The organism is Sphingobacterium sp. B29 (assembly GCF_001952815.1).
In the GTDB taxonomy this organism is placed as follows: Bacteria; Bacteroidota; Bacteroidia; order Sphingobacteriales; family Sphingobacteriaceae; genus Sphingobacterium; species Sphingobacterium siyangense.
Map to the genome: position 1 here is coordinate 2584969 of NZ_CP019158.1, position 11716 is coordinate 2596684.

Sequence of the window (11716 nt, forward strand, 5' to 3'; positions counted from 1 at the left end):
GGGCGAGCCTGTTTAATAATTACTCTTCACCGTAATCAACAATGGACTATTAAAAATTGAGGCGGGTGATATGACCGTTTCATTCAGCGGAACGCTGTTACCATAACGCTCTTTCAGCTTAGCTTTCACTTCGGGGCTGCTTAAATCAAAATCTTTCAGTTTCTCAAGTTTCCCAACTTCGATGCCTGCTCCACGCTGGTATATTTTCCAGATCAATTCCGAGCAATAGATCTTATCGTCTGACCATTCGAATGTCGCGTCGTAATTTTTGCCGATAAAATCTTTGCCGATTGCTTTCATTTTGGCCAGTTTCGAATTGGTCAGTACCTGGTCTGCATTTTTGAGGCGTTTGACCGCGTAATGCTGCTTTTCGCCACGCACAATCCAGTGTTCTAACTTAGTTACAGTTACGGGCTGTACGGCTTCCAGTACATAAGGTTTACCGTTCTCATAAAAAATAATCCCACAATGGGAATACGGAGAACGCGTTGCTAATTGGATGGCCTTGCATTGCGGTGAAATAGAAGACTGAAAGATCATATCGCCATCGTTGAACTGGGGTAGTTTTGAATTAGCTTTCGATTGCTTGGGAACCACTGGCTTTTTTTGCCCATGAACTGGCAGTGTCAGCGCCGCGAAGATCAGAAGATAACTAACAAGAGATATCAGGTAAATAAGTGTCTTTTTCATTGTTTTATTTATGATTTACTGAAATAGTTTAATGATTTTCTTTGATTTGCTCCTTTCGGCGAGTTGAAAAGCAGATAATACGTCGGATTCATATTGATATACTTTCTCCGTGGTGGCACCTTTTTGCAAAAGATAATCTATGGCAATGTTGTTTTTCATTAAGATCGCTTTTCCAAGTAATGTACATTGTGTGAAGCTATAATCCGCTTTAACTTCATCTATACCCAGACGGTTCAGACTATTTAAAGAGGTTTTACGGATAAAATCCATATCGTTTTTTTCTATTGCCGCCTTCAGTACTTCGAAATCATCGACTTGTCTGTTTCTCGTCAGAAATAAGTGATGAAATTGTTTGGCAATAGCATACTGATCCTTTTCTAAAATCCGATGAATGGCATTGCTGCTAAATTCCTCTACCGTGGAAAATCCATGCAGATGACTAAAAAATAAAAGTATATTTTCAAAAGGGAGCTTGGTTGCCTCCAGCTGCGTTAGGCCGCCCAAATCGTTCGTGTCGAATAAGTTCTCCATGTGTCTGAGGCTGTCCAAAGCGATGAATTGAAATTCAGGTTGGTAGTCTGCGAGCCAATTGGAGGATTTGGATATGACAAAGTTGTTATCAGTAACCCTATAGTTGATGGCGGTAGCCGGTTCGGCATAGTTGATTATTGTTATTGTGCTATCTGATAGTTCATAATATTTTGAACGAAGATGCTCTGCCGTTGCGGTCGGGAAAAGTCTGTTGAGATCGATCTGTATAGCGTATACGCCCATCGTGTCCACAGGCAAATTATAACAAAGCGTCCCTTGGTCCGTAATGTAAAAAGGTAGTCTGTTTCCTGGCTGCTGTTGTGACTGAAAAGAGATCTTGTTTTGATATGCAAACAACGATGTTGCAAGACCGGCTAGTAAGTAAAGAAGGCAAAGACCTGTTTTTAACCCTAAGCGATTCATTGGATAAAATGTTAGCATGACTAATCGTGGTATTGTTCTAAAAACTGATTGATCTGATTGGTTAATCCAAACGATTCGGTTTCCAATAAATTGATCTCAGCTTGTATCTCAAGTGTAGTCGGCGATAAAGTTTGTTTTTGGTAGACCTGAATGTCCAGTTCCAAAACCGCTAATTGTAATGCTAGGAGCTGTTTACCTTCTGTCGTATGGAGTTGTAGTTCATTAAAAGCATGTTTTAATCGTTCCAATTCAGCGATTGATTTTTGGATGTCATTTTCATCGGCCTTGCCAAAGTTTGGATAGGCTTCTCCCAGCGTACGAAAAGCATCGAGGTATTCTTCCTCGGACATTTCATAAATATTCGAATAGAGCATATTGTACGCATCAATGGCGTCATAGGTATCCGCATCCATTAAGTCTTCGCGATAGTCCTCGACCAATTGTTTGATGTCTTGAGATTCAATCTGTAAAATTGACTCAATATCCTGTTTGATAAGATTGGCTAATTCCATGCTTTATGCTTAAGTAATTCAAATTCTTTGCTAGCACATTTGTGGGCTGACAAAGAATTTTGTGACTTTGGTATAGACAAAGATCATGTTTTATCGCAAAATTTCAATCCCTATAATCAGCTAATTTTTATTGGAATTGTCTCTCAGCGGTTTTTTATCACCTGAACATCTCCTATAGGCCTGTGTAGTCAATATTTCCATCACATTTTTTTGTCTTGTCGGACGTGTTTTTCTTTCTGCCCGTTAATCAAACAAAGAGCGGGAAGCCGTCGTACCAAAAAGGGATCAGAGCGATATCAAATTCGACATTTTTACATTGTTTGTTCAGTGCTTGTTCAGTGATCGTTCAGTGCTTGTTCAGTGATGACTCAATGTAGACTGTATAATCAGTGACGAATGACTGTCTAAATACTGATTAAAAATTGTTGTTATATAAGACTTTGTATCCATATGTTTCGATTTAATACTTATCTTGATCAGCTATACGTTAATCAGGAAATCAGTTTCATGTTTACTATTTAGAAATGGGGGATGAATTTCTCCCTACGCTGTTTTATTTAAATTATTTCACTGATATACAGTGTTATATGTGTTGTTGTTTGATTTTATGAGTAAAAAGTACTCAATATATTTTGCAAGCTTAAATTTAATTTTCATATTTGTTGAGTAAAAAGTACTCAATAGTAGAAAGCAAAATTAAAAGCTATGATTGTATTAAATAAGCATCAGATAGTCACAGAGCAATTTCCAAATGGGGAGACAAAAGTGAAAGATTTTGATCAGTTGATCTTAAAGAACAATCTCATTGAATTTACTTATCAGGAGGACGGGGATTTAATCCGCTTGCTTTTTGTCAAAAAGCGATTGGATGAAATACCTACCGAATCTTGCAGATTACTGATCCGTTATATGCCCTATAGCCGTATGGATCGCAAAATTGAAGGTGATTTGTTTACATTGAAATATGTGTCGGAGTTTATCAATAGTTTGCAATTTGATACGGTATCTGTTGTCGAACCGCATTCCAATGTGACGCTGGAGCTACTGGCGAACAGCGTTGGGATTTATCCGGCATTGGACTGGTTGCCACAATTAATGGAAAAACTTGATTTTTCGGAATCAGATCGGATTGTTTTTCCGGATAAAGGAGCAGCGGCACGTTACATCAACAGCGGCTATGAAAATAGCTGTGTTTTTGAGAAAAAGCGGAATCCACAAACAGGCCGGATCGAAGGGATGGAACTTAAGGCCGGAGATATTCCGCTCGGCGCAAAATGTATTATTGTCGATGACCTGTGTTCGGCAGGGGGAACATTTCTTTGGGCAGGGAAAATATTGAAAGAAATGGGAGCCAGTGCAGTCTATCTTTTGGTCACGCATTGCGAACCCCGAATTTTTAAAGGGAACCTGCTGGATGATGATTCACCGATAACCAATGTCTTTACCACCAATTCTATGATGGATACCAAGCACCCCAAAATAAATTATATCAACTTAACGACTGAAAGCTATGTTTAAATCAATGAGCATGAATCCAATACTTTGGACAGATGGTTATAAATTGTGCCATAAGGATCAATACCCTGCACATACGCAATGGGTTTATGAGACTTGGACGCCGCGCATGTCCCGCATAGAAGGCATTAGTCATGTTGTATTTTTTGGATTGCAGGGGGCCTTGGCCGAAATCACGAATTCATTTGATGCAAACTTTTTTGCTCAACCGGAAGAGGAGGTCGTGGCGGCTTACGAAGAGGCAATAGCAGCTGTTTTTGAAAATACAAACACGAAGTTCGCATCGATGCATGAATCGAAACATATTCGCGATCTACATCGACTGGGGTACCTTCCAATCAAAGTAAATGCTTTGCCGGAAGGCAGCCTGGTGCCTATTGGCGTGCCAATGTTTACCATTGAAAATACACATCCCAATTTTTTCTGGCTTCCGGGTTATCTGGAAACACAATTATCGGCCTATATCTGGTCACCGATGACAGCAGCGACAATTGCAGATCGCTATAAAAGATTATTGACGGGTTTTGCCGAGAAAACGGGCGACGTCAATAAAGTCTTTACCCAAGCCGGTGATTTTTCCATGCGTGGCATGGGCTCTCCTGAAACGGCTTATCGTACAGCTGGGGGGCATCTGTTGAGCTTCGGTGTCTCAGCTACGCTTTCCGTTAGGGAGTATCTGAAATCCTACTATCATGCAAAAAGTGATGTAATGATGTATACCCCGTCTACGGAGCACAGTGTGATGTGTTCTTATGGTGAGGATGAAGTGGAAGCATTTCGGCATCTGATCACCAAGGTATACCCAAGTGGAAATATTTCCATTGTGTCGGATACATATGACCTCTGGAATGTAGTTGACAACGTATTGCCGAAACTGAAAGATCTTATTATGGCTAGGGAAGGAAAAGTTGTTATTCGCCCCGATAGTGGCGATCCTGTAAAAATTATCTGTGGTGATGTGGCATCTGATCGCAGTACCGTTCGGAAAGGTATCGTCGAACGTTTATTTGAACTTTTTGGCGGTACAACCAACAGCAAGGGATTTAAGGAGCTGGATCCACATATCGGAGTGGTTTATGGTGATTCCATTACAGTGGATAGAGCCGCTAAAATATGTCAAGGTTTGCTCGATAAGGGCTTTGCTTCCACCAATACCATATTGGGAATAGGCTCTTATACCTATCAATATGTTACACGCGATACTTTTGGTTTTGCGTTAAAAGGAACTGCCGAAATTGTCAATGGAGAATTTAAAGCAATTCAGAAACGTCCGGCTACAGATACCGGAAACTTTAAGAAGTCACAAAAGGGTATGGTGGCTGTGGTATTCGAAAATGATGAATTTCGTTTAATAGATAACCTGAATCCAAAAACTATAGCTGAACTGGAAAGTAGAAACCTACTCCAAACCTGTTATTTGGATGGTGAATTTACACACACAACGCGTTTTGAAGAAATAAGGAATAGATTGAAAACTGAAACAATTCGAGTATATGGAAAATAGCGTAAACAAACCGTTTTTCATCCAGGATGAAAACGTTGCACAGTATGCACAATTGATGGCATCCTGGATTGCTCAGCAAGTGAAATCTGCAGGCCGTCAGGGACTTGTATTGGGAATGAGCGGTGGTATCGACTGCAGTGTTGTGGCCTGCTTATGCCGTCTGGCACAAGTAGATGTTCACTTGGTCATGATGCCCTATGGCAGCGATATGAATAATAGTAAAAGTCATCAGCATGCGATGGAGCTTATTCAGAAGTTTGATTTTCCGTTTCATGTGTTTGACATTCAGTCTGCTGTGGATGCGTTGGCAATTCATCAAGAACAATTTGTCGCGGAAGCCACAGCCGCTAACCGCGCCTTGAGCCTTGCAAATATTCGCCCACGTGTTCGCATGACATATTTGTATCAGTTTGCGCAACTGGGCAGCAGATTTGTTATTGGTACGGGGAATATGGCCGAAGCTACGGTAGGTTATTTTACGAAATGGGGCGACGGCGCCTACGATCTGAATCCGTTGGCAATGGTTACCAAACAGGAAGTATATACCTTGGCAAAATACCTGGGCGTACCCGAATCTATTCAGTATAAAAGTCCGTCTGCCGGCCTTTGGGAAGGACAGACAGATGAAGATGAACTGGGAATGACTTATGCGCAAATCGATGGGTTTATTTTGAAAGGTACATCGGGCAACCCGGTTATAGATGAACTTATTCGTAAACGTATACAACAATCTGCGCACAAGTTTGCAGCAGTGCCTACGTTCAAGGGTTAATTTTAACTAGTTAAGGCAATCGGCTAGTTATGGCAATCGACGCAAGCACTTCATAGCAGCTAACAAGAGACAAAAACTATGCTTTAATGAAGATGATTTTTAATTGGAGGAAAAGTTTAATGGCCTCATCGTTTTGCGTAATAAATGCGGCGTTGAAATAAATATTGATGAAAGAAAATGAATAGCATGATAACACCATTTGATCAGATTGTCGATGTGCAGCATATTGCCAGCGGCAAAAGTGATAATATACCGGCAATGCTGGCATTGGCAGAAAAGGAGCAGGTCAGGCCTGCAGCTTCGGACCTGAAACGGACGCTGCTTTTGGCAATAGATGTTCAGAACGATTTTATGGAATCTATTGGGAGTCTTGCGGTCAATGGTTCCAAAGCAGATGTTCAGCGTCTAACACAATGGATGTACCGTAATTTGGGCTCGCTGACACAAGTGATGTGCAGTCTTGATTGTCATTCGATGATGCAGATTTTCCATGCCGATTGGTGGCTCGATACGGAAGGAAATCATCCGGAGCCATTTACCATCATTCGCTATGCTGATGTCCGCGATGGTATCTGGCGTGCTGTGAATGGCCATACAGCCTTAGCGCTGGATTATCTTCAGCATTTGGAAGCTGAGGGAAAAAAACAATTGTGTATCTGGCCATATCACTGTTTGGAGGGGACCTCTGGCGCACAGCTTGAGAGTCAATTTACGAATATGCTCTATTTTCATAGTGCTGTGCGTCAGGTAAAACCAGTCTTGGTTTACAAAGGACAGGATCCGAATACGGAAATGTATGGTATTATTAAAGCCGAATATGATGGTCATAAATTCGTAAACCATGCTGTACTTGAAGCAATACGGGCACACGATGCCATTTATATCGCGGGAGAGGCATCAAGCCATTGCGTATTGGCTTCGGCGGTGCAGATTTTGGAGTATTTTGAACATGATCGGTCCATCACCTCCCGTATTACCTTATTGATAGACTGCATGTCGCCGATTGCCGGATTTGAAGAGCAAACCTTCCTGCAGTTTGATGCTTTAAAAGAAAAATATGGGATACAGATCAAATTGTCAACCGAAGTAAATTTGTAGTACATGGCAAGCTCAGCAAAAAAATATGTATATGAATATCCGAGGCCTGCAGTAACGGTTGACTGTGTGATCTTCGGTTTTGATAAAAACCAGCTTAAGGTATTATTGACCAAACGTGCAATAGAACCTTTCTTGGGAAAATGGGCTTTTCCAGGTGGTTTTATTCAGGAAGAAGAAACCGCCGACGACTGTGCGCTTCGTAAACTGCAGGAGGAGGCCGGTCTCAAGGATATTTTCCTTGAACAGCTTTATACATTTTCAGACTTAGCGCGTGATCCGCGCGGAAGAGTGATCAGCATTGCTTATTATGCGCTTGTCAAGCCTGAAACGTATATTTTGGAAGCGGGTGCGGATATTGAAGCTGTAAAATGGTTTGGCATTGCTGAAAATAAAGACCTCGCTTTTGACCATAAACAGATCTTGAATACCGCCATCGAAAGGCTCAAAGGGAAAATACGTTATCAGCCGATCGGTTTTGAGCTGCTGCCCGAACAGTTTACCTTGCCCGATTTGCACAATTTGTATGAAACTGTTTTGCAACGGTCAATTGACCGTGGGAATTTTCGAAAAAAAATCCTCAGCATGGGTTTATTGATCGACCACAGCGATAAGCAGAAAGATCGGCGTGCCAGGGCTGCGAAGATTTATAGTTTTGATAGGGTAAAATATAAAGAACTTACTGAATCGGGGTTTTATTTTGAAGTATAAGTAGAACAGGGGGAGCAGGCAGAAATGAAATAATTCGTATAAGGTCATTTATTAATAATCGGGATTGTTTTATTCTCCTGATCTGTTGCTATTCGTGAATACCAACGAAATCAAGCCGGTGCTAACCCTGAAAATCACCACAATCATGTACTTCAAATTGATCGATCAAAGATTTCTGGGTGTAGTATTTTGCGATACGTTTATTCTTTAGCAACAGCGAATCCCCCTTGATTTGTAATTCGAAAATAGGCTCTTTCTCTACTCGCTTGAAGATAAATTCATTGTGCTGGGTCTTTATGATTAGGCCTGTGTCGTTGCTGATAGCGGTAAATTCTTTAATCTGATAGATTTCATTGGAATCACAGACATTGACCAAAAGCAGCTGTTTTTTATTTATTTTGATTTCTGCAAGATCACAGGCATAACATATTCCTGAAAATTCGATACCATATTTCTTGAAACTATTTTTGCTCTCCGGCTGAAGAATATCAATCGGATAGAGCTGATTAAAAAGAGCCAGGTCATCATTGGGTGTGGATTTCATCGCCTCCTTTTTCTGTAAAGTGTCTATACTGGCTGGGGTACTAACTGCAATGGCTGTTTTTTGAGCCTCATTCTTTTGTTGGCAGCTAAAAAGCAATGCTATACAGGGTAGAAAAATAGTTTTTATAGTGAACTTCATGGTTGTTTTAGGTTAGTTGTACTTTTTTGAAATTGGTTATACATGTTTTTTTATTCGATCTCGACCCATTTTTTTTTCGAAATAGATCGTGCATACCGGTATATCGGTCGAATCGATGAATTTAGCTTGCACAAAATCACCCTTTGTGTCCACATATTTTAGTTTTGAGCCTTTACTGTCTAAGCCAGAGGTATCGTAATATGCGCCCAGTTTGAGTTGAAATGGATTGTGTTCCACATCGTTGGTAAAGATGGAAAATAAAAGTAGTTTTTTTGAGCCTATATCTGCCTGCTCATAGCCAAAGAAGCGATGGTCTAAACGTATATTCGAATGTAGGCGTATGATGCTGTCTTGAGAAGCTAGGTTTACATAAGCTGTGGTGACTTCATCAGATTCCAGTACACTTTGCGCATTGGCATGGTCAATGCTATCCAGTTTGGCGTGTTTTGGCAATGCGGTGTCTTTTAAGACGGTATCTTTGACTGGTCTTTCCGTCGTTTTTGCGGGTGCTAGGTGTGCTTCCTGTGGCTTTGATTTTTCCTGACAGGCAATTTGCAATGAAAGAAGTATCAATGCGCCGATATAATAACTGTATTTGACATGATTCATTGTTCTTTCCGTTACAAAATCCAAACCAAAGTTGCCTAAAATAGGCTGAGAAAAAAATCCCTGTTTTCCGCTAATCGAAAAAATCGATAAATACGGTATTTTTACAGCATTCGCATGATTCTTGTCATATGGAATGGATTACTGCGATATAACGACAAACAGAAAAATTCGCGCATGGCACATCGTATTTATATCTATAATGTAAATCTCAAGACCAAAGAAACATATCCTTCTTATCTGGCCGAATGGAATTATGAAATTCCTTTCCTGATGCTACCTTTATTTTCCGCCAATATCCGGTCCAAAGGCAGCCAGCTTTATGCAAACAAGGAAGATGGGATCGCACGACTGCGCTATTTTTATGCGTTGTTGGCTGATAGGTATCAATTGCATTATAAAAAAATATATTTTGAGCCTGTCAATAGGATGTTTGAATTTTTGGAGGCTTTGCCTTTCGATACTTTTCAAATCGATGGACGCGATGTTTTTACCATGAATGAAGAAAATGGCGCGGAGCAGGCCAAAGATTGGGTGGCGGAAATAAGAATGAAGGCCGCTTTGTATGAACAAGCGGTCGAAGAACAGTCCTTAGATCCGCTGGACCCGCTTGTGAAAGAGTCTGGTTATACTTCATTTTTAGATGCTCTTCAAACCGATTGGATTGATTATGGCTTGGGCTTATGGGCAGAAGAGGTGTTGAAAGGACCAGGAACGGAAGTTTTTGAAGTAGAGGGAAAGCAAGGATTAAAAAATGCTAAAGGTGATATTTTGCTTGACGCGATTTATGATGAGATATTTGAATTCAACGATCAGGGGATTGCGGTAGTTCAATCAAATGGACAATATGGTTATATCAATGCTAGCGGCGCTGAGCTGCTGTCCTGTCAATATAGCGACGCTTTCGATGCGCGGCATATCAATGGTAACAATTACGCTGAAGTAGAAGTGGCAGGAAAACGTGGGGTACTGCATATAGATGCCAAACAGCTGAGCATACCTGCAATCTATGATGAACTTGACTGGATTGCCTATGGATTTATAAACGCAAGACAAGGGGATAGCCACATTCTCCTTTCGGCTGAAGGACGATTGATTATTTCAGATCCTGCACCCGAGCCGTTTATGTATGACTATAACAAGCTGTTCTATAACCGGCAAAAAGGAACGATAAAAAGGAAATATTACCGAATGGACGGTCAGTATTTAGGGACTTTTCTGGAAGGTAGTCTGGAGCCGCTAGCCAATCGATATTTTTGGATTAAACCCAATAAGCTACAGCCCAAAATTGCCGTCATTCAACCCGATGGTAATATTTTGGATGAAGGAATTGATCGGATTATAGTCTTGGATGGCTATCAAAGTATTGCCTATCTCAAAAATAAAAGATGGCAGATTTACTCGCTTGAACAGGGGGTATTTCGACTGATGGATAGCCTGATAGATAAAGTAGCTGTAGATAGCATACAGCAATACCGCAAAGATATTTTTGTCGTAAGCTGTGTTCAAGGACAGGGGATTTATGATGCTCATCGGGGGGAATGGTTACTTGAACCTGCTATTACCCATCAAAAAATCGAACATTGCTTTTTGGATTTTATGCGCATACACTGTCCTGTGGGAATGCGCTATTTCGATACGAAGCTTAACTTTTGCAGTGAGCTTTACGATTATATTTGTTCGCCTTTTCATTATCCAGCACCTGAGGCAATCTCAGGCGAACTCCTGTTGCTTTTTAAGGGAGAGAAGATCTTTCATCTCGACCTAAACCGGAATGTGATAGAGATACCCGAAACAGCATTCGGGCATTTATATACAGAACGTTATCAGCTACAGGGGCGTGATCAAAGCTATTTTGTGCAGTTTTATCAAGCCTGGACGAAACGCAAGGGTGATGGATATGAACAGTATTTCGATAATGACACACTGCTTGAAAGGGGGAAGAAGCTCGATGCTGAAGGGAAGGTCTCCGAAGCCATTCGGCTGCTCAAAATCGCGGCCGATCGGGGCAGTGCAGACTGCCAATATTTCCTTGGAAATATATATACAGATGCAGGCTACGATGGAATGGATATCGCAAAGGGAAAGTTCTTCTATGAACAGGCAATGGCGCAGAACCATGCTCAGGCATGGAATAACTGGGCCTTTCTATATGCGACAGCGCATGGTGTTGAATTGGATATTTCGAAGGCCTTAAAAGGGTATCAGCAAGCTGTTGCGCTTGGAGAGGCGCAAGCCATGACCAACTTAGGGAATTGGTATTACGAAGGAGCCTATGTGGAACAGGACTATGCCTTAGCCTTAGATTACTTTAAACAAGCTGAAAAAGCGGGTATCCCCAACGATGCGCAAATGGCAGAAATCTATTATCAAAAACAAGATTACGCGAACTTATTGCGTTATTTAAAAAGGGATACCACAAATCAATTTGCCGCTATTTATTATGGGATTTTGTATGAGGAAGGACTGGGCGTTAAACAAAGTTTGCCAAAAGCGATCCGTTACTATGAGCAAGCCAATGAAGAAAACGTGTATGCCTATGCTGTCAATCGTTTGCTGCAGCTGTATGCTGCGCATGGAGCTGCAGCAAACGTGGATAAATACGAGTTTTGGTTAAATTTTGCTAAAGAAAATGCTGTTGAAATTGATCAATAGTAAGAGAATTATTATCGCAT

The 11716-nt window shown here is 41.0% G+C and carries 11 protein-coding genes; 6 read left to right on the forward strand and 5 right to left on the reverse strand.

The window, feature by feature from the left end; genetic code table 11:
• Nucleotides 1-12 precede the first annotated feature (12 nt).
• From BV902_RS10650 to BV902_RS10660, 3 genes are read right to left on the reverse strand one after another with little or no spacing between them, the layout of a single operon-like run.
• Nucleotides 13-690, reverse strand: a complete 678-nt coding sequence (locus BV902_RS10650; RefSeq protein WP_075991906.1) for a YiiX family permuted papain-like enzyme — start codon at nt 688-690, stop codon at nt 13-15.
• 15 nt (nt 691-705) lie between these two features.
• On the reverse strand, nt 706-1644 hold the full coding sequence (locus BV902_RS10655) for a hypothetical protein (protein ID WP_157626007.1): 939 nt from the start codon (nt 1642-1644) through the stop codon (nt 706-708).
• Between the two features lie 20 nt (nt 1645-1664).
• Nucleotides 1665-2156: a hypothetical protein gene (locus BV902_RS10660; protein ID WP_075991908.1), complete on the reverse strand. Its 492-nt coding sequence runs from the start codon at nt 2154-2156 to the stop codon at nt 1665-1667.
• Between the two features lie 705 nt (nt 2157-2861).
• Here BV902_RS10660 and BV902_RS10665 point away from each other — a divergent pair.
• The 5 genes from BV902_RS10665 (at nt 2862) to BV902_RS10685 (ending at nt 7753) form a co-directional block, all read left to right on the forward strand.
• Complete coding sequence (locus tag BV902_RS10665) at nt 2862-3674, forward strand: phosphoribosyltransferase (protein ID WP_075991909.1); 813 nt, start codon at nt 2862-2864, stop codon at nt 3672-3674.
• 10 nt (nt 3675-3684) lie between these two features.
• A complete protein-coding gene (locus BV902_RS10670; RefSeq protein WP_208734284.1) occupies nt 3685-5175 on the forward strand; it encodes a nicotinate phosphoribosyltransferase in 1491 nt (496 codons plus the stop codon).
• The gene (gene nadE / locus BV902_RS10675) at nt 5165-5947 is read left to right on the forward strand and encodes an NAD(+) synthase (protein ID WP_075991911.1); all 783 of its coding nucleotides are present in this window, start codon (nt 5165-5167) and stop codon (nt 5945-5947) included. The genes BV902_RS10670 and nadE overlap by 11 nt, the downstream gene beginning before the upstream one ends.
• 186 nt (nt 5948-6133) lie before the next feature.
• On the forward strand, nt 6134-7045 hold the full coding sequence (locus BV902_RS10680; RefSeq protein WP_075991912.1) for a hypothetical protein: 912 nt from the start codon (nt 6134-6136) through the stop codon (nt 7043-7045).
• 3 nt (nt 7046-7048) lie between these two features.
• Complete coding sequence (locus BV902_RS10685; RefSeq protein WP_075991913.1) at nt 7049-7753, forward strand: NUDIX hydrolase; 705 nt, start codon at nt 7049-7051, stop codon at nt 7751-7753.
• Nucleotides 7754-7874: 121 nt separating this feature from the next.
• Here BV902_RS10685 and BV902_RS10690 read toward each other — a convergent pair whose 3' ends face one another.
• The gene (locus tag BV902_RS10690) at nt 7875-8435 is read right to left on the reverse strand and encodes a hypothetical protein (protein WP_088160988.1); all 561 of its coding nucleotides are present in this window, start codon (nt 8433-8435) and stop codon (nt 7875-7877) included.
• Nucleotides 8436-8471: 36 nt separating this feature from the next.
• Complete coding sequence (locus tag BV902_RS10695) at nt 8472-9044, reverse strand: hypothetical protein (RefSeq protein WP_075991915.1); 573 nt, start codon at nt 9042-9044, stop codon at nt 8472-8474.
• A 114-nt stretch (nt 9045-9158) separates the two neighbouring features.
• On the opposite strand from BV902_RS10695, the gene BV902_RS10700 reads away from it, so the two are divergent.
• Entirely contained in the window at nt 9159-11696 is a 2538-nt protein-coding gene (locus tag BV902_RS10700) for an SEL1-like repeat protein (RefSeq protein WP_083663560.1), read from the forward strand.
• Nucleotides 11697-11716 lie beyond the last annotated feature (20 nt).